This is a genomic window from Psychrosphaera saromensis, from assembly GCF_002954545.1.
GTDB classification, from domain to species: Bacteria; Pseudomonadota; Gammaproteobacteria; order Enterobacterales; family Alteromonadaceae; genus Psychrosphaera; species Psychrosphaera saromensis.
This window is the reverse complement of the sequence record NZ_MSCH01000003.1, coordinates 2,535,752-2,555,042: the sequence shown is the minus strand read 5'-3', so window position 1 is coordinate 2,555,042 and position 19,291 is coordinate 2,535,752. Positions and strand designations below refer to the sequence as shown.

General features: G+C 37.0%; 15 protein-coding genes. 9 read left to right on the top strand and 6 right to left on the bottom strand.

Annotated elements, in window-relative coordinates:
- Positions 1-232: 232 nt before the first annotated feature.
- Positions 233-2,905: a DNA topoisomerase (ATP-hydrolyzing) subunit A gene (gene gyrA / locus BTO11_RS11600; protein ID WP_105052755.1), complete on the bottom strand. Its 2,673-nt coding sequence runs from the start codon at positions 2,903-2,905 to the stop codon at positions 233-235.
- Positions 2,906-3,174: 269 nt separating this feature from the next.
- Between gyrA and ubiG the strand changes: the two genes are divergently transcribed.
- From ubiG to nrdB, 3 genes are all read left to right on the top strand, one after another.
- Entirely contained in the window at positions 3,175-3,903 is a 729-nt protein-coding gene (ubiG, locus tag BTO11_RS11595) for a bifunctional 2-polyprenyl-6-hydroxyphenol methylase/3-demethylubiquinol 3-O-methyltransferase UbiG (protein WP_105052754.1), read from the top strand.
- A 433-nt stretch (positions 3,904-4,336) separates the two neighbouring features.
- Complete coding sequence (nrdA, locus tag BTO11_RS11590) at positions 4,337-6,652, top strand: class 1a ribonucleoside-diphosphate reductase subunit alpha (RefSeq protein WP_105052753.1); 2,316 nt, start codon at positions 4,337-4,339, stop codon at positions 6,650-6,652.
- A 90-nt stretch (positions 6,653-6,742) separates the two neighbouring features.
- Positions 6,743-7,873 (top strand): class Ia ribonucleoside-diphosphate reductase subunit beta, encoded by a 1,131-nt coding sequence (gene nrdB / locus BTO11_RS11585; RefSeq protein WP_105052752.1) that lies wholly within the window; start codon positions 6,743-6,745, stop codon positions 7,871-7,873.
- Between the two features lie 157 nt (positions 7,874-8,030).
- On the opposite strand, the gene speA is transcribed toward nrdB, so the two are convergent.
- Positions 8,031-9,992: a biosynthetic arginine decarboxylase gene (gene speA / locus BTO11_RS11580; RefSeq protein WP_105052751.1), complete on the bottom strand. Its 1,962-nt coding sequence runs from the start codon at positions 9,990-9,992 to the stop codon at positions 8,031-8,033.
- A complete protein-coding gene (locus tag BTO11_RS11575) occupies positions 9,982-10,989 on the bottom strand; it encodes an agmatinase family protein (protein WP_105052750.1) in 1,008 nt (335 codons plus the stop codon). Before BTO11_RS11575 ends, speA begins: the two co-directional genes overlap by 11 nt.
- A 182-nt stretch (positions 10,990-11,171) precedes the next feature.
- On the opposite strand from BTO11_RS11575, the gene BTO11_RS11570 reads away from it, so the two are divergent.
- From BTO11_RS11570 to yfaE, 3 genes are all read left to right on the top strand, one after another.
- Complete coding sequence (locus BTO11_RS11570) at positions 11,172-12,134, top strand: adenosylmethionine decarboxylase (RefSeq protein WP_105052749.1); 963 nt, start codon at positions 11,172-11,174, stop codon at positions 12,132-12,134.
- The gene (speE, locus tag BTO11_RS11565; RefSeq protein ID WP_105052748.1) at positions 12,124-12,981 is read left to right on the top strand and encodes a polyamine aminopropyltransferase; all 858 of its coding nucleotides are present in this window, start codon (positions 12,124-12,126) and stop codon (positions 12,979-12,981) included. The genes BTO11_RS11570 and speE overlap by 11 nt, the downstream gene beginning before the upstream one ends.
- 313 nt (positions 12,982-13,294) lie before the next feature.
- The gene (yfaE, locus tag BTO11_RS11560; protein WP_105052747.1) at positions 13,295-13,561 is read left to right on the top strand and encodes a class I ribonucleotide reductase maintenance protein YfaE; all 267 of its coding nucleotides are present in this window, start codon (positions 13,295-13,297) and stop codon (positions 13,559-13,561) included.
- Between the two features lie 45 nt (positions 13,562-13,606).
- Here yfaE and BTO11_RS11555 read toward each other — a convergent pair whose 3' ends face one another.
- The 3 genes from BTO11_RS11555 to BTO11_RS11545 all read right to left on the bottom strand — a co-directional run bounded on the left by BTO11_RS11555 (position 13,607) and on the right by BTO11_RS11545 (position 15,782).
- Positions 13,607-14,272 carry a DUF2987 domain-containing protein gene (locus BTO11_RS11555; protein WP_105052746.1) on the bottom strand — a complete coding sequence of 222 codons (666 nt, stop codon included), beginning with the start codon at positions 14,270-14,272 and terminating at the stop codon, positions 13,607-13,609.
- Between the two features lie 88 nt (positions 14,273-14,360).
- Positions 14,361-15,167: a glucosaminidase domain-containing protein gene (locus BTO11_RS11550; protein WP_105052745.1), complete on the bottom strand. Its 807-nt coding sequence runs from the start codon at positions 15,165-15,167 to the stop codon at positions 14,361-14,363.
- 45 nt (positions 15,168-15,212) lie between these two features.
- Complete coding sequence (locus BTO11_RS11545) at positions 15,213-15,782, bottom strand: hypothetical protein (protein WP_105052744.1); 570 nt, start codon at positions 15,780-15,782, stop codon at positions 15,213-15,215.
- Positions 15,783-15,952: 170 nt separating this feature from the next.
- Between BTO11_RS11545 and BTO11_RS11540 the strand changes: the two genes are divergently transcribed.
- From BTO11_RS11540 to BTO11_RS11530, 3 genes are read left to right on the top strand one after another with little or no spacing between them, the layout of a single operon-like run.
- A complete protein-coding gene (locus BTO11_RS11540; RefSeq protein ID WP_105052743.1) occupies positions 15,953-17,167 on the top strand; it encodes a pyridoxal phosphate-dependent aminotransferase in 1,215 nt (404 codons plus the stop codon).
- 32 nt (positions 17,168-17,199) lie between these two features.
- Complete coding sequence (yfbR, locus tag BTO11_RS11535) at positions 17,200-17,793, top strand: 5'-deoxynucleotidase (RefSeq protein WP_105052742.1); 594 nt, start codon at positions 17,200-17,202, stop codon at positions 17,791-17,793.
- Positions 17,790-19,079: an anti-phage deoxyguanosine triphosphatase gene (locus tag BTO11_RS11530; RefSeq protein ID WP_105052741.1), complete on the top strand. Its 1,290-nt coding sequence runs from the start codon at positions 17,790-17,792 to the stop codon at positions 19,077-19,079. The genes yfbR and BTO11_RS11530 overlap by 4 nt, the downstream gene beginning before the upstream one ends.
- Positions 19,080-19,291: the final 212 nt, after the last annotated feature.

Below are 19,291 nucleotides of genomic sequence, written 5' to 3'. Positions count from 1 at the left end.
TGGTGGATATTTGAAAATATTGATAAGGGACATTTCAAATTGAGTATTGACTCTAACGCGTTATAAAATTTCACTCAATTGATATTTTTGCAACTTTGTCATTAATTTGGGTAAAGGTTAAATTTTGTCGCCTATTTGATTGTTTTTCAGCCTTTTATGACTAATTTTACAATTAACATTCAGGCACAAAAAAAGGCTCGTAATGAGCCTTTTTATCTTAATCAAGGATTAACTATTCGTCATCAGCTTTATCTACATTTTCATCAGTAGATTCTGCGTCTGAAGCTTCAGGTGTTTGTTCACCTTCAACTGCCGCTTCTGAGACTTCAGGTTCAATCACATTACCGTCTTCATCTAACAATAATGTATCGTCTTCTTCAATCTCTTCTATACGAGCTAGAGCAACAACGTTTTCACCTTCTATTGTTCTGATCAAACGCACACCTTGTGTGTTACGACCAACAACAGAAACTTCATTTACTTTAGTACGAACTAAAGTGCCCTTGTCACTAATGATCATGATTTCATGGGTATCTGCAACTTGTGTTGCACCAACAACCAATCCATTTCTGTCACTAACTTTAATAGATACAACACCTTGTGTTGCACGACTCTTAGCTGGGTAATCGGCTTGAGGAGTACGCTTACCAAAACCATTTTCAGTTACGGTTAAGATATTGCCGTCTTCATCTGGCACGATTAACGAAACAACTTTAGCGTCTTGCGTTAATTTAATACCACGAACACCCGTTGCGGTACGTCCCATAGAACGAACTTGTTCTTCATGGAAACGAACTACTTTACCGTTTTGAGAGAACAACATGATTTCATTCTTACCATTAGTAAGAGATGCACCAATTAGTTTGTCTCCGTCATTCAAGCCAAGTGCGATAATACCGTTTGCTCTTGGACGAGAGTATTCTGTTAATGCTGTTTTCTTAACTGTACCGTTAGCCGTTGCCATAAATACAAACTTATCAGCTTCGTATTCTTGTACAGGTAAGATAGTTGTGATCTTCTCGTCTGCATCCAATGGTAATAAATTGATAATTGGACGCCCACGAGATTGACGACTAGCTAGAGGTAATTGATATACTTTCAACCAGTACAAACGACCTTTATCAGAGAAACATAAGATAGTGTCATGTGTGTTTGCCACTAAAAGCTTCTCGATGAAGTCTTCATCTTTCATCTTAGTTGCTGACTTACCACGACCACCACGACGTTGTGCTTGATAATCTGTTAATGGTTGATATTTACAGTAACCTTCGTGTGAAAGTGTTACGACAACATCTTCTTCATTAATAAGATCTTCAAGGTTGATATCGTGTGACGCATCACGAATTTCAGTACAACGTTCATCACCGTAAGTTTCACGGATGATAGCTAATTCTTCACGAATAACTTCCATTAGACGCTCAGGGCTACCAAGAATTTCTAGTAACTCAGCAATTAGCTCTAAGATTTCACTGTATTCAGCAAGAATTTTTTCATGTTCTAAGCCAGTTAATCTGTGTAAACGTAATTCCAATATGGCTTGAGCTTGTTGCTCTGTCATATGGTAAAGACCATCACGTAAACCAAACTCAGGTTCTAACCATTCTGGGCGTGCTGCATCTTCACCTGCTTTTTCAAGCATTTGAGATACATGGCCTAGTTCCCAACCTTGCGCCACTAATTTTACTTTAGCTTCTGCAGGTGTTGGTGAGTCTTTGATCATGGCAATAATTGGATCAATATTAGCAAGTGCAATCGCAAGCGCTTCTAATATATGAGCACGGTCACGAGCTTTACGTAAATCAAATACAGTACGACGCGTAACAACTTCACGACGGTGAGATAGGAATGCTTCAAGCATTTCTTTTAACGTATGTATTTTTGGTTGACCGTGAGTCAATGCAACCATATTCATACCAAACACAGTTTGTAACTGAGTTAGTGAATATAATTGATTAAGGATAACTTCTGTTGGTTCACCGCGTTTGATCTCAATAACAATACGCATACCGTCTTTATCAGACTCGTCACGTAATGCAGTGATACCTTCCACTTTTTTCTCTTTAACTAACTCAGCAATTTTTTCAATTAATCTTGCTTTGTTAACTTGATATGGAATTTCGGTAACGATAATAGTGTCTTTACCGTTTGACTCGTCCGTTTCAATATTGGCCAACGCACGAATATAAACTTTACCGCGACCCGTATTATAAGCTTCTACAATACCTTTTCTGCCGTTAATGATAGCGCCAGTTGGGAAGTCAGGACCAGGGATATGTTCCATTAGCTCTTCAACAGTAATATCTTCGTTGAAAGATAAGGCTAATGTACCGTCAATAACTTCACGTAATGAATGTGGCGGAATATTTGTCGCCATACCAACAGCGATACCAGAAGAACCATTAACTAATAAGTTAGGAACTTTAGTTGGTAATACAACTGGGATATGTTCTTGACCATCGTAGTTTGGTACGAAGTCTACCGTTTCTTTTTCTAAATCAGCTAAAAGTTCGTGTGCCATTTTCTGCATACGAATTTCGGTATAACGCATTGCTGCCGCTGAGTCACCATCGACCGAACCAAAGTTACCTTGGCCGTCAACAAGTGTATAACGTAAAGAGAAAGGCTGAGCCATACGAACGATTGTGTCGTATACCGCACTATCACCATGTGGGTGATATTTACCGATAACGTCGCCGACAACACGTGCAGATTTTTTGTACGGTTTGTTCCAGTCATTTTTTAATTCATTCATCGCGAATAATACACGACGGTGAACCGGTTTTAATCCATCACGTACATCTGGTAATGCACGACCTACGATAACGCTCATGGCGTAATCTAGGTAACTGGTTTTTAATTCTTCTTCAATATTAATAGGACTAATATTATCAGTATGATCTGTCATAAACGTATGATTCCCTGCAACTACTTAATAGTAAGTTTTTATTAGTATTATGTTACTCGCGATTGTAACACAATCTTATCGTCACGCTAGTCCAATTTCAGCGTCTTTATGGCCTACCCTATGCAAAATGTATAAAAATTGATTGTTCGGCGTTTGAGTACACTCTATTTGCGTTTTAATTGAACAATTACGATTATTTCATCTATCTTTATTTTTTTGTGACTCATATAATCACAATTAATTACCTTATATATAGTGGCACAAATTTTATGAGTTCAAATCCTGTTGAAAATACCAATGTAGATTCCAACGAAATCGAGAAATTTAATTCCATTGCCGAGTCTTGGTGGGATATCGAAGGCAACTTTAAGCCTCTGCATAAGTTAAACCCAGTGCGAGTGTCGTATATCCAAGAGATGACAGAGTCGGTTGCTCATAAAGAATTATTAGACATTGGTTGTGGCGGCGGCATATTAGCCGAAAGTTTGGCTAAACTGTCGGCTAACGTGGTTGGTATCGATTTAGCGCAAGATTCATTAAATGTAGCTAAGTTACATGCATTAGAAGCTGGTATTAAAAATGTGTCTTACCAAAACATCAGTGCTGAAAGCTTTAGCCAACAAAACTACCAACACTTTGATGTCGTCACTTGTATGGAGATGCTAGAGCATGTCCCTGACCCAGAATCTATTATTTGTGCCGCAGCAAATGCATGTAAACCTGGTGGTAAGGTATTTTTCTCCACGTTAAATAAAACAGCGAAGAGTTATTTGTTGTCTATTGTTGCTGCAGAGAAAATATTAAAACTGGTACCTAATGGCACTCATGAATTTGAAAAATTCATAAAACCAGCCCAACTTATAAAATGGGCAGAACAATACGGTTTAAAAATAAGAGATGCTATTGGCCTACATTACAATCCGTTAAATGAACAATTTACGTTAAAGCCGAATATCGATGTTAATTACATTTTATATTTTGAAAAACTCGATCAATAAGAAATTAGACCTATTTCGAAAAAAGTTTAATAAATACCCTGTAAACGATCATTTTAAAACCAATTAAGTACATTGTTTAACTTGTTCAAGACAGAAGTCTATTTGTAGCCAATTTTTAGTTTTAAATTGGCTACGTAAGAAAAAATCTAATTTATAAATTAGGTTTTTTTTGTTATTTGACCTAGACTTTTTCAAGCTCTTATTCGCGGTTTATTGTGTAGCGTTAGGAGCTACTTACAAGACGATTTATTGCACACAAAGCCAAACAAATTTCAGCTTGCATTCCCACCCAAGACACACTATCTTGTGCCTATAATACAAGTTAGGCACTACATGATGTGTTTTTAAACAAAATCACTACTACATTTAGTTGTCAACAAAAAAACAATTTCAGCATTGCTAGAACAAATAATATAAAGGATGAATTCGTAAGATGAATCAGCAGCTATCCGTTAGTAAAAGAGATGGAGTTAAAGAGCCTCTTGATCTAGATAAAATTCATAGAGTTATCACTTGGGCCGCCAAAGGTTTAGACAACGTTTCTGTCTCTGAAGTGGAAATAAAATCTCATATTCAATTCTATGATGGCATTAAAACTGAAGACATCCACGAAACGATCATTAAAGCTGCGGCTGATTTGATATCTGAGCAAACGCCAGATTATCAATATTTATCAGCGCGTTTAGCTGTATTCCATTTACGTAAAAAAGCGTATGGCCAATTTGAGCCACCTCGTTTATATGATCATGTAAAATCTATGGTTGAAGATAAGCGTTATGATGAACACTTATTAGAAGACTACACCGCTGCTGACTTTGACGAAATGGATAAATTCATTGTTCATTCGCGCGATTTAGATTTTAGTTACGCTGCGGTAAAACAGTTAGAGGGCAAATATTTAGTCCAAAACCGTGTTACTGGCAAAATATATGAAAGCGCTCAGTTCTTATATGTATTAGTTGCTGCTTGTTTATTTGCTAAATACCCAAAAGAAACCAGATTAGATTTCATTAAGCGTTTTTACGACGCGACATCAAAATTCAAGATTTCATTACCAACGCCAATTATGGCTGGTGTTCGTACACCTACTCGCCAATTTAGCTCTTGTGTATTAATAGAAGCCGGTGACAACCTTGACTCTATAAATGCCACTACATCAGCAATTGTTAAATACGTAAGCCAACGTGCTGGTATCGGTATAAACGCGGGTCGTATTCGTGCACTTGGTAGCCCTATCCGTAACGGTGAAGCTTTCCATACAGGTTGTATTCCATTTTATAAACACTTCCAAACAGCGGTTAAAAGTTGTTCTCAAGGTGGTGTTCGTGGCGGCGCAGCAACTTTGTTCTACCCGTTATGGCATTTGGAAGTTGAGTCATTATTAGTTCTTAAAAATAACCGTGGTGTTGAAGAAAATCGCGTTCGTCATTTAGACTATGGTGTTCAGTTCAACAGAACTATGTACCAACGTCTTATTAAAGATGAATACATTACTTTGTTCAGCCCTTCTGACGTACCTGGTTTGTACGATGCTTATTTTGCAGACCAAGACTTGTTTGACGAGTTATACGTTAAATATGAACAAGACGAAAATATTCGTAAAAAACGCATTAAAGCGGTTGAGTTATTTGCTCTGTTTTTAAATGAACGTGCGAGTACAGGTCGTATTTATCTACAAAACGTAGATCACTGTAATACTCACAGTCCATTTAACCCTGAATTTGCGCCAATTAGACAAAGTAACTTATGTCTAGAAATCGCCTTGCCAACGAAACCTTTACAGAATGTAAATGATGAAGAAGGTGAAATCGCACTTTGTACATTATCAGCCTTCAACTTAGGTGCCATTGATTCGTTAGATGAACTAGATGAACTTGCTCAATTAGCAGTAAGAGCATTAGATAACTTATTAGATTACCAAGACTACCCTGTTCCAGCTGCACTTAATGCAACTATGGGTCGTAGAACGTTAGGTGTTGGTGTTATCAACTTTGCTTATTACCTAGCTAAAAATGGTGCTAAGTATTCAGATGGTAGCGGTAATGGATTAATTCACCGTACTTTTGAAGCTATCCAGTTCTACTTATTAAAAGCGTCTAACGATTTAGCGCAAGAACGTGGTGCATGTCCTAAGTTTAATGAAACGACGTACTCTCAAGGTCTATTACCAATAGATACTTATAAGAAGTCGGTAGACTCTTATTGTGATGAGCCTCTTCATTTAGATTGGGAATCATTACGTACTAATATTGTTAAGCATGGCTTACGTAACTCTACATTGTCGGCACTTATGCCTTCTGAAACGTCATCGCAAATCTCCAACGCGACTAACGGTATTGAGCCACCACGTGGTTTGATTTCTGTTAAATCAAGTAAAGATGGCGTGTTAAAACAAGTGGTTCCAGAACTGAACCGTTTACGTAACCAATATGAATTATTGTGGGATATTCCAAATAACGAAGGTTATTTGCAATTATGCGGAATTATGCAGAAGTTTATCGACCAAACTATCTCGGCTAATACCAATTATGACCCAACTAAATACCCAGATAACAAAGTGCCTATGCAACAATTGTTGAAAGACTTATTAACTGCATATAAATACGGAATGAAAACGTTGTACTATCATAACACCCGTGATGGTGCTGGTATTACTACAGGTAAGCAAAAGTCAGCATCTGAAGCTAACCCAACGACGGTTGTTATTGAAGATGATGACGATTGTGAAGGCGGCGCTTGTAAGATTTAACTCCTGTTTTAAACAAGAGTTAAATACAGGGAATATATGTCCACCACTTAATCCTGGTGGACAGTTAAAGAATAAGAGATAAAAACCAATATGAAATACACCACGTTTAATCAAAATATCGTCGACGCGTTAAAAGAACCTATGTTTTTTGGCCAGCCAGTTAACGTTGCTCGTTATGACCAACAACGTCATGCTATTTTTGAAAAGTTAATTGAAAAACAACTTTCATTCTTTTGGCGTCCAGAAGAAATTGATGTGAGTAAAGATCGTGCCGACTTCCAAGCGATGACGGACAGTGAAAAACATATTTTTATCTCAAATTTAAAATATCAAACTCTGTTAGATTCAATTCAAGGCCGTAGCCCTAACGTTGCCCTACTTCCAATTACGTCTCTACCTGAGTTAGAAACTTGGATTGAGACTTGGTCGTTCAGTGAAACTATTCACTCTCGTTCTTACACACATATCTTAAGAAATTTATTTACTGATCCAAGTGAAGTGTTTGACGATATCGTAAGAAATGAAGAGATTTTAAGACGTGCGTCTGATATTTCTAAATACTACGACGATTTAATATTCTGTACTCAGTTATATCAAACCGTTGGAATAGGCGAACATGTTGTTGATGGTGTTACTTACAACATCACTCTTAGAGAACTTAAAAAGAAACTTTATTTAGCGGTTAACTCTATTAATGCGTTAGAAGCGATTCGTTTTTATGTGAGTTTTGCTTGTACTTTTGCCTTTGCAGAACGTGAAATTATGGAAGGTAATTCTAAGATCATTCGTTTGATTGCCCGTGATGAAAACTTACATTTAACCTCTACCCAACACATCTTAAACTTGTGGGCAGATGGTCAGGACGATCCTGAAATGCAAGAGATCAGCATTGAGTGTTTCCAAGAAGCCAAAGAGATTTTTGTAAATGCAGTAAACCAAGAAAAAGAATGGGCTAAATACCTGTTTAAAGATGGTTCTATGATAGGTCTAAATGAAGAGATCTTATGTCAATATGTTGAATATATTGCCAATCACCGTCTATCTGCCATTGGTATTCCAGCAATGTACGACATTAAGAGCAACCCTCTTCCTTGGATGAACAAATACTTAGAGTCTGACAATGTGCAAGTTGCGCCTCAAGAGTCTGAGATCAGCTCTTACCTTGTTGGTCAGATTGATTCTGACGTTGATGCAAGTGCGTTTGATGATTTTGAGCTTTAGGCTATAAGTTTCGAGCTGCGAGAGACGAGTTCTGAGCTAAGAGTTCTGAGCTAAGAGCTAAAAATACATAAACAAAAAAGGTGATTTCATTTCTGAAATCACCTTTTTTGTTTCTAGCTCTTGGCTAAAATAATTTACTTTTAAATAGCAAAGCCAATTAACGACTAATCCATCGGTTTCGTCTTTCTTTATCATCCGTTAAATAAGTATAACTACTCAAACAGTTCTCATAGAAGTCAGTCAGTTGTACGCCGACTCTAGGTTTTATCTGTCCTTTTGATACTCGTTTATCGATTTCTTTTTTAATGTTATTAGCTAATATTTCAGAGCTGTATTGCATGGTTGATAATACATCTCCCATTGCTGAGCCTTTTACCACTTCTTCAATGTAATAATCTTTTGGATCGTCGTCATAACTATAAATATGCACTTCGTTTAAGCGGCCAAACAAATTATGCATGTCGCCCATTACGTCTTGATACGCACCGGTTAAGAATATACCTATGTGATAATCCTCACCGTCTTTAAGTTCATGTAATGGCAACGTATTAGAGCTGCCGTTAGCTTCAATAAAATGGTCTATTTTACCGTCACTATCACAGGTTATATCAACTAAGCTGGCGATTTTGGTTGGTTTTTCCGACAAACGATTAATTGGCACAATAGGTAATACTTGTTTAATTGCCCAGGAATCTATGGTTGATTGAAACACAGAAAAGTTAACTAGGTATTGAGACGATAACAGCGATGGGATCTTCATTAATTGCTCAGGTACAAACTCTTCACCAATTAAGTGCTGATTAATTTGCTCTAACGTTTGCCAATAAAGCGTTTCCATTTTAGCCATGTCTTTTAAGCTAAGCACGCCTAAGTTAAACGCACTAACGGTTTGTTCTTTTATCGATACTAAGTCGTTGTACATTTCCTGATAGTTTTCTGATGTCAGCTCTTGCGTGATCTCACGCATATTAGTAATTAATATGTGTTCGTCTGCGGCAACACTGGTGTCGTATTGAGTGGTGTTTGGTTTTATTTCACCAATCACTTTGGCTACAACACAAGAGTGATGAGCGGTAATCGCTCGGCCACTTTCACTGACAATATTAGGATGTGGAATATCGTTTAAGTCGCATGTCTGTTTAATGCCATAAACAATATCCAGTATGTATTCTTCTGTAGAATAGTTACACGATGAATTGTTAGTCGACTGGCTACCGTCGTAATCAACCGCTAAACCACCACCAACATCAATATACTGTAGTGGGACGCCATACTTAACTAAGTTCATGTAGACCATTGACGCTTCTTGAATCGCATCTTTAATCGAACGTATGTCGGTTAATTGGCTGCCAATATGAAAATGTAATAATTGAATGCTGCTTGCAAAACCTTCTTGTTTTAAGTAATCGACAGCATGGAGCATCTCAACGTAACTTAAACCAAATTTAGCGCGTTCACCGCTGGAGTTTTTCCACTTACCTTTGCCTTTAACCATAAGCTTACTGCGTAAGCCAATCACTGGCGTCACGCCCATTTCTTTGGCAATTTGAACTAAGGTTTTTAATTCGTTAAATTTTTCGATAACAATGATGATGTTGCGACCAATTTGTTGGCCTAACAAAGCTAACCTAAAGTACTCTTCATCTTTATAACCATTAAGTATGGTTAAAGAGTCTTTATTAGTGTTATAGGCTAAAGCGGCCATTAGTTCAGGTTTTGAACCGGCTTCTAAGCCGTAATTGAATTTTTCACCGGCGTTAACAATCTCTTCAACCACTTCACGCATTTGGTTAACTTTAATTGGAAATACACCAAAATATTGTCCGGTGTATTCAGCATCGGCGATAACACGGCGAAATGTGGTATTTAACATTTCTACTTGTGAGCGCAGAATATCGTGGAATCGAATAACCGCTGGGAATTTAATGCCAGTTTCAGTCATTTCTTCCACAATTTCTTGAATGTTCAGCGTTAGGTTCGGCTGATGATGATCCGGCGTTGCTAATAAGTCGCCTTTACTGCCTATCGAAAAGTACCCTTTGCTCCAACGGCTTACACCATATAGCTTTTCTGAGTCTTCGTGATCCCAATCTTTCGCATCTGTTGTATTATTCGGCATTGTTTACGGCACCACCATTGTTATTGCTACTACTATTATTACCGCTGCGATTTAAACATAGGATAAGTTCGCGTACTACTTTTGCTGCAAATACATCACTGTTTCCTGATGCATCAATATTGGGTGCAAGTTCAACGACATCACAACCGACAAAGTTTTTTGTTGTTAAAATTTTGCAAAGACTAATAAAAGAATGAAAATCCTCACCGCCCGGCTCTGGTGTGCCGGTTCCTGGGAAAAAGCTTGGATCAAAGTAGTCTAAATCTAACGTTAAGTAAATTGGTCTGTCATTTGGAATACTTTCTATTTTCTTAAGAAACGAGGTTCTGTCCTTAATTAGGCTGTTATTTTCATTCATCCAAACGTATTCATCTTTGGTGCCAGAGCGAATTCCATATTGGATAAGCTCATGCTTTGGTCCAAAATGGTCGACTACTCGACGGATAATAGAGGCGTGAGAGTAGTGATAACCTAAATAACCGTCTCTTAAATCAGCATGAGCGTCTAAATGCACTAGGGCTAAATCATCATATTGCTCTAAATAGGTTTTAATCGGCGCATAAGAGATTGAATGTTCACCACCTAAGGTGATCACTTTCACTTGGTCTTGTTCTAACTTTACATCAGAAAATAGCTTAATAAAGTCATCAGTGCCCTTTTGCCATAATGCTTGAATGAATTCAGGCGATGCTGATTTCAAATCATCTGCAGACATAGGCGCTGAATCTGGCGAAAATAATGAGAAGTTACCAAGATCAACAAACGACACGCCATCGATGTCGTCGTCAAGATACGGAGAATAAGACTCTATACCATCTGAAACCGCTCTTAATGCGTTAGGGCCATCTTTAGTGCCTTTACGGAAACACGCGGTTCCATCAAACTCAAATCCAACAATATGAATGGTGTTTTTAAAAATGCCGGTGTGTTCTAAGGCACATTCAAAAACCACATCAGATGGTGTGAGATCAAGGTTAATTGCTTTTATTAGATCCATTACTACGCCTAAATAAAATTTGTAACTAATTACTCTATATAGAGAGGATTGCGGCATTATAATTTTTTTTACTAAAAACTCGATCATTTATTGTGAAATAAGCTAATTTTTGTAAAATACGCCCTCTTATGCCAATCGGTATTAAATAGCTTATAAGCTTTAAACTTGCGGAGATTCTATTCTTGTTTTTTGAAGGCGCTGAAAAAAAAGCCGAAATCCAAGTTGATAGTGAAAAACTATCGCTACTAAACGACATTCCAAACGAATATTGGCATGACTTAGTGCATAAATGCGAAGCAAAAATATTATCATCAATTGAGAATAAATATTGTAAAGCTTTTCTGTTATCTGAATCTAGCCTGTTTGTTTGGGATGATAGATTTTTAATTTTAACCTGTGGCGAAACTAAACTGATCAACTCAATTGAATTTTTTATTCAAACCTATGATGTTGCCATTTTAAAGCAAGTTACCTATCAACGTAAAAATGAATACTTTTCCCATGCTCAACCTAGCTGTTTTGGCGATGACTTAAAAATACTTGCCAAGTACGTAGACGGACAAGCCTATCGATTTGGCGCACTTGATGGTCACCATAATTACATTTTCCATTACGAAAATGATTTTGAGGCGGATCAACAAGACAAAACTTATGAGCTTTTGGCTTATCAAATAAGTGAACGAGCATCAAAATTATTATCTACAGAAGGTTTATCTAAACAACAAATTAGAACCTTGTTTAATTTTGACCAGCTTATTCCTGAATTTGTAATAGATGACTTTGTATTTGACCCTTATGGTTACTCGTTAAATGCGATTAAAGATGACAAGTACTTAACTATTCATGTGACTCCACAAGAGTCGAGCAGTTATGTTAGTTTTGAGTCCAACATCGACTTAATCTCGTTAACGCCACAGATAATGAAAGTGTTAGAGCCAGAGTCGTTTGATATTTTGACTTACAATGAATTTGATTACGTAGAAAAAGTAAATCAATTTATCCCAAGCGAATATCAAGCTACCTGTAAAATTCAACAAACATTAACCAATGGTTATGAAGTCAAATTCAGTAACTACTTAAAACCATCAGCTGAATTTACTTCACCTGCAAAAATTAATATCAATGGAGATAACCATGCACTCTGATTTATGGGTAGAAGAAAAATTTGAAGACTTTTTAGGACTTCGTTTAAAAGTAGAAAAAGTTTTATTCTCAGGTAAAAGTGAATTTCAAACTGTCGACGTGGTTGAAACCAAAGGTCATGGCAAAATGTTACTTAACGATGGTTTGATCATGGTTACTGAACGTGATGAATTTGCTTATCACGATATGATCTCACACGTTCCTTTGTTTATTCACCCTAGCCCAAAGAAAGTATTAGTTATTGGTGGCGGTGACGGCGGCAGTGCACGAGAAGTTATTCGTCATAAAGGCGTTGAAAAATGCACTATGGTAGAAATTGACGCTATGGTGGTTGATGCCTGTAAAGAGTTTATCCCACTGACAGCCAGTGCATTAGATGACGACAGAATAGAGTTGATTATTGGTGACGGTGTTCAGTTTGTAAAAGACACCACGGAAAAATTTGACGTAATTATTATCGATAGCACAGACCCAATTGGTCCTGCGACACCATTATTTGGCGAAGAGTTTTACCAGGACGTAAACAAATGTTTGTCTGACGACGGTATTGTTGTCTCTCAAGGTGAAACGCCTTGGTACGGTAAAGAAATTCAACACTCTTTGCTTAGCGTATTAAATAACGTTTTTGATAATACTTATATGTATAGCTTCAGTAACTTAACTTACCCAGGCGGTTTATGGTGCTTTACTTTGGCATCTAAAAAATATCATCCAATCAGCGACTTTAACGCTGATGCAGTTGATGCAAGTGGTTTAAGCTTTAAGTACTACAACAAAGGCGTTCATACAGCAGCCTTCGCCCTACCTAACTTTATTAGAGACGGTTTACAGCACTTACTTAAAAACTAAGTATTAGGCGGTTTGGCTTTCACTGAAAAACTTGAACGTTAAATCGCCCATAAACACACTGCAATTAAAGGCGTTATTTTATCGAATAACGCCTTACTCTTCAGGTGAATTAATCTGACTATTACGTTATAATCCTTTTCTTCAAACTGCATCAATACGCTGACAAAAATAATAACAAAGGCTGATCAATCAAATTATGTTCAATAACACAATTAAACATATCGCTTCCATTATTTCGGCGTCCGCTCATCAATATTTCAACCAAGCTTCTAGTTATATTCTTGCATCAAAAGTGAGAGTTTAATTTATAACTATGAGTAAAGTGACAGTTCACCGCAACGGCATTATAGAAACGGAAATTGAATTCGTTAATACCGACGCGACTTTGTTAGGCTCATTACAAAAGAACGCGGTAGACATGCTGTATCACTGCAAAGAAGGGTTTTGTGGTGCGTGCCGCTGTAAGCTGAAGTCTGGCTCTATATCCTATATCAACGAGCCGCTCGCCTTTGTTAGAAAAGGTGAAATACTTACCTGTTGTAGCATACCAAATGAAGATATTGAGATTGAAATCCTTTAATCAATAAAATAAAACAGAGACACATGTATGCCTCTGTTACTTTTGTTATTTTATATGCGGTAGTGCTTTTACAATTGAATGGGAAAAACTGACTTTATCTTGGTACAAATCTAAGTCAGCTAAACTCAAGGTGCAGCTATTTAACTTACATTCGCCCGCTATCATATTATTAATAGTTAGAGTTTCATCCGCTGCCGTTTTAAAGCTAATACCGACTACATCAGGTAACGTAAACGACATCATTCCAGCTAAATCATTTAACGCTAAATCAAATGTGCTTATTAATGACTTTGCTTTTGTAACATCAACGTCTTTATCTAATAAAATGACACTTTCCAAACGCATGTTTAATCCGCAAATTTGATCATCTGCTTTTTCAATCACAATCGCCGCTTTATCAGCGTCAAGTTGATGATCAAATGGCAATAAGATCTCACCACTTGGCAAATAATACACTTCCATTTTATTCAACTGAGTTTGCAATCTAACCGACTTTACAGGGCAAGCATCGCCTTGTTGATTCATAAAATAAAACGCTAATTTTATATCTTGGTATTCAGACTCATTAAGATCTTCTAGTCGATCAAAAAAGCCATCATAGTTAAGAACTAATTGATTTTCTTCAGACGCTGCATGCGCTGCCATAGGCAATAAACTGCTGGTCATTAATACCAACAACCCAGTTAATACACCGTATTTTATTGTTTGCATTTTATTTAGCTCTCTATTTTAGTACCCGTTGTAACACTCTATTTTAGTACCCGTTGTAACACTCTATGTTAGTACTCGTTGTGACACTCTATTTAGTACTCGGTTTATCAGCCGGTTGATTTTTAATGTATTTTTTATTAATTCTAATCATGTGCTTTAACTCAGCAATATAAGCTTCTCTACGAGTAGAATAAGATATTAAACCATCTGCAATTATCGTTGCATCTAGTTTCTTATTATCTTTACGCAATTGCGCACGTAAAGAACGTAATTTTTTATATGCAAAACCTGTGTTTAAGTTATGAAAGTAACTACGTATCGAGTTGATTGGGTATTTAAACTTTCTTACTTCATAGGTTTTACCTACAGGGCGTCCACTTGGTATTAGACCGCAGCCCTTTTTAAAACACCATTGGCCAAATAAGTTATTTGCTTCAAGGGCAAAACGTGATGTTCCCCATGCACTTTCATTGGCAGCTTGCATTAATACGAGTACAAGAGGCAAACCATCTACTTTGGATAATAGGCGACGTTTTAGTTCTACAAATTCAACATCTGTATCAACATCGTAGCTATCTGCTATTTTCATTAACTTCTTAAGGACTTTAGCATTCTCAGGAAGTTTATTTATCCCTTGGATAAAGTCACGTTTAAGCGAAATCTCACGATTAATTTGTTCAACATAAGGCGTTAAATAACTAAAAAAAGCGACTTTCTTTTCTTTCACATCGGTATACGTGGTGAAATCCGGCAAAGTTGTATTTTTTACAACCGTGTATGATTCTTTATCCGTGGATGTTTCAGTTGGAGACTTCGGTGGATTCAAGACAGGATATACCGCAGCTAATACAACAAGAGCGATGATTAAGATTTTACTAACTAATTTGACAAACATTATATACCTCAAAAAATTAAGGCGGTCATACTAACATTGTTATGATCAAACCTTAACTTTATCCCAATATATATTTTGCTCTACCATAGTAATTAATAATTCATTTAACCGAGCAAAACGAGAAACCTTAACGTCTTTGTTTGATAGACAATAGTAGGCAAACCGATGGCAGTTGTTTTCTAGTACATCGTACTCGCGATAAGTAAATACACTATTTACCGCTCTATCTTCACAACCTTCAACAATTATTGGTTGATGTTTAGCGTTACAGGCTACAAAAATATTCTCACCTGATCGGTCTGCTAAAAATCGATTTGCGGATACGGCTTTAACTAATCCATTACTGCTCAATTCAATAATAGTATCTTGATCAATCCAGATGCCGCTATGATCAAATAAGTTAAAAACCTCACAACATACAAGACTGCCAGGCAGAGGCTCAGCATAACTATCGGAAGAATAATTATCTGACGGACTTTTAACCACGGTTAAGTTTTTCGAGTTAGTCGCTTTGCTTAAACGTAATTGTTCCAAATTTTTATATTTTGTTTTTCTCGACTCATGTGCCACACCAGCCCCAATAACACTAGCGATTGCGATTAAAGGTAACGCCATATCCACCTCGGTAGAATCTCTTAGACAAAATTATTATTTGACATAAATTAGTCTTTGTCTGTAAATATGTGCAACAAGATGTGTTTGATACCAATTCATTAGTAGTAGTCAATTAGTAGAAGCCACTGTGATATTCAATAATCTGTAAACCATAAGTAGCCGGTAAGTAAATGAAACCCATTAAAAAGTCTTCAAAATTAAATAACGTTTGTTACGACATTCGTGGCCCTGTACTCGATTATGCAAAACAGTTAGAAGCCGCAGGACATAAAATTTTAAACTTAAACGTTGGCAACCCAGCTACTTTTGGTTTTGAAGCCCCTGATGACATGCTAAAAGATGTCATTAAGCAATTACCTAAAGCACAAGGTTATAGTGACTCGCAAGGCTTGTACTCTGCTCGTGTGGCTATCATGCAGTATTATCAGCAAAAAAGTCTTAAAGACGTTCGAGTTGAAGATATTTACATCGGTAATGGCGTAAGTGAATTAATTGCTATGTCTATGCAAGCACTGTTAGATAATGGTGACGAAGTATTGATCCCATCACCAGATTATCCATTGTGGACGGCAACCGTGTATTTAAGTGGTGGGAAACCAGTACATTACTTATGTGATGAAGAAAAGAATTGGGCGCCATCCATTGACGACATTAAGTCTAAGATCACAAAAAACACCAAAGCCATTGTTTTAATTAACCCGAACAACCCAACAGGTGCTGTTTACAGTAAACAATGTTTGTTGGAAATTGCAGAGCTGGCTGAGCAGCATGGTTTGATCATTTTCAGTGACGAGATTTATGACAAAGTTTTATACGACAAAACCATTCACCACAGCATAGCGGTATTAAGACCTGATTTATTCGTCGTTACTTTTAGTGGTTTGTCTAAAAATTACCGAGCGGCTGGGTTTAGAATTGGTTGGATGTTGTTATCTGGTAATCGCACACACGTAAGTGATTACATTGAAGGCTTGAACATGTTGGCATCCATGAGACTTTGTCCAAATGTGCCTTGTCAGTATGCCATTCAGCAAGCATTAGGCGGATACCAAAGTATTGATGACTTGGTAGAGCCTGGTGGCCGCTTGTACAAACAAATGGAATTTGCCTATAAAGCACTCAATGACATTGACGGAATAAGTTGTACTCGCCCGCAAGGCGCTATGTATTTATTCCCTAAAATTGATTTAGAAAAATTTAACATTAAAGACGATGAATTAATGGTGTTAGACTTGTTAAAACAAAAACACATTTTGTTAGTTCATGGTCGAGGCTTTAACTGGGATAAACCAGATCACTTTAGATTGGTATTTTTACCACACCTAGAAGAGTTAAAACCAGCGCTTGCCGACCTAGCTGACTTTTTTAAGCATTATAAACAATAACGCTATTCACAACCTAAGGCTGTATTTTATAAATGAAGAGTAGTCATTTTTTTGCCAACTTAGCACGACTAAAATTAATTCATCGTTGGCCTTTAATGCGAACCGTAACAGAAGAAAATGTTCAAGAACATAGTTATCAAGTCGCAATCGTAAGTCACATATTAGCACTAATAAAAAACAAAAAGTTCAACGGCAATATAGTCCCAGAGCGCGCGGCTTTAGTGGCGCTTTACCATGACAGTTCTGAAGTATTAACCGGTGACTTACCTAGCCCAATTAAATACTTTAATGAAGACATCGCCAAAGAATATAAAAAGATAGAATCTATTGCTGAGAAAAGCTTAGTCAATATGTTGCCAGAGGAATTCCAACAGGACTTTATTCCGCTTATTCAACATGAAAAAATTGATAAAGATATCGCCTTTTTAGTAAAGTCGGCCGATGTTATTTGTGGTTACTTAAAAGCGCTTGAAGAAATTTCAGCGGGTAATCATGAATTTGAAAAAGCCAAAAACAATATTGAAAAAACACTAGAGAAATATCGTACTCCTGAAGTTAATTATTTTATGGACGTATTTGTCCCTAGTTTCAGCCTCAGTTTAGATGAGATATCCGCAGACTTATGAGCATTTGGCACGAGCGACTTTCCGGTGAGAACAACTTAAGACCTAATGATCATAGGGATGCTTACCAAAGAGACAAAGGCAGAATTTTACATTCTGCTGCGTTTCGTCGCTTACAATCCAAAACTCAAATTCTAAGTGTTGGCAAAAATGACTTTTACCGAACACGTTTAACCCATTCGTTAGAAGTTGCACAAATCGGCACAGGATTAACGGCTCAGCTAAGACAAAGCAAACAAGTATTAGCTAATGAAGCCTTAAACGCCTTACTGCCAAGCGATGCCTTAATTGAATCATTGGGGTTAGCTCATGATTTAGGCCATACACCTTTTGGTCACGGTGGCGAAGTCGCCTTACATTATATGATGCGCGACTCTGGTGGATTTGAAGCAAATGGTCAAACCTTTAGAATTGTTACTGAGTTAGAACCTTATACCAAATCATTTGGCATGGACTTAACTCGCAGAACCATATTAGGTTTAATTAAATATCCGCGTTTACTTGATGGGCCAACGCCATCAAACATTGTCGAAAATGGTATGTATTTAATTAAAGCGTCTGATTGGAAGCCAACCAAAGGCATATTCGTTGATGATAAAGAAAGCTTTGAATGGGTTATTAAACACTTAACTAAACAAGATGCCGCACTACTGTTAACACTTAACAACAATCTCACTCAATATAAATCACTTGATGCTTCTATTATGGAGTTGGCGGACGATATTGCTTATGGCGTGCATGACTTAGAAGATGCCATCGTATTAAAAAATGTGACTAAAGCCATGTGGTTAGAACAAGCCTTGCCTGTTTTATTAAAGATTGATAACCCTTGGTCTAAAAAATACAGCGAAAACTTAACTGAAATGTTATTCAGTAATGAACATCATTTACGCAAAAATGCGATTGGCGCTTTGGTTAATCACTTAATAACCAATATTATCCTGATAAAAACGAATGACGCCTTTGAAGAGCCTTTGCTAAAGTACAATGCAACACTCGTCGACTCAGCTCTAGCTTTACTTAGCGTACTAAAAAAGTTCGTATTTAATAACGTGATCATGGCAACTCAAATTCAGCAATTAGAATTTAAGGGACAACGCATGTTGATGTCGATGTTTGATGCGTTTAAAAGCGATCCCGTCAGGTTGTTGCCTAATAGCATTAAACAAGACTGGATAAATGCAGAGCAGAATAAACAAAACCCTAATCGTATCTTATCTGATCATTTAGCAAGTATGTCTGATCAACACGCTACAAGGGTGTACCAAAACCTATTTGGCACAACCTAGCTGAACACCACACCTGAATGCAACCAAATTGAACGCGAGCGAGAAACATTACAAAAAAAACAACACAAAACAATCGCATAACAACATCCACTTCCTAGCTCCTAGTACTATCAACCGATATAAAACCTCGAAATAAAGCATTACCGAACCCTATTATCGAGTAAAAAACGTCTATTTTCATACAAACTCACATATCCCTTATTTTTTCACAA

Bases quoted from the DNA above. Each gene is read 5' to 3' on its own strand.
- gyrA (WP_105052755.1), bottom strand. From the start codon at position 2,905: ATGACAGATCATACTGATAATATTAGTCCTATTAATATTGAAGAAGAA.
- ubiG (WP_105052754.1), top strand. From the start codon at position 3,175: ATGAGTTCAAATCCTGTTGAAAATACCAATGTAGATTCCAACGAAATC.
- nrdA (WP_105052753.1), top strand. From the start codon at position 4,337: ATGAATCAGCAGCTATCCGTTAGTAAAAGAGATGGAGTTAAAGAGCCT.
- nrdB (WP_105052752.1), top strand. From the start codon at position 6,743: ATGAAATACACCACGTTTAATCAAAATATCGTCGACGCGTTAAAAGAA.
- speA (WP_105052751.1), bottom strand. From the start codon at position 9,992: ATGCCGAATAATACAACAGATGCGAAAGATTGGGATCACGAAGACTCA.
- BTO11_RS11575 (WP_105052750.1), bottom strand. From the start codon at position 10,989: ATGGATCTAATAAAAGCAATTAACCTTGATCTCACACCATCTGATGTG.
- speE (WP_105052748.1), top strand. From the start codon at position 12,124: ATGCACTCTGATTTATGGGTAGAAGAAAAATTTGAAGACTTTTTAGGA.
- yfaE (WP_105052747.1), top strand. From the start codon at position 13,295: ATGAGTAAAGTGACAGTTCACCGCAACGGCATTATAGAAACGGAAATT.
- BTO11_RS11555 (WP_105052746.1), bottom strand. From the start codon at position 14,272: ATGCAAACAATAAAATACGGTGTATTAACTGGGTTGTTGGTATTAATG.
- BTO11_RS11550 (WP_105052745.1), bottom strand. From the start codon at position 15,167: ATGTTTGTCAAATTAGTTAGTAAAATCTTAATCATCGCTCTTGTTGTA.
- BTO11_RS11545 (WP_105052744.1), bottom strand. From the start codon at position 15,782: ATGGCGTTACCTTTAATCGCAATCGCTAGTGTTATTGGGGCTGGTGTG.
- BTO11_RS11540 (WP_105052743.1), top strand. From the start codon at position 15,953: ATGAAACCCATTAAAAAGTCTTCAAAATTAAATAACGTTTGTTACGAC.
- yfbR (WP_105052742.1), top strand. From the start codon at position 17,200: ATGAAGAGTAGTCATTTTTTTGCCAACTTAGCACGACTAAAATTAATT.
- BTO11_RS11530 (WP_105052741.1), top strand. From the start codon at position 17,790: ATGAGCATTTGGCACGAGCGACTTTCCGGTGAGAACAACTTAAGACCT.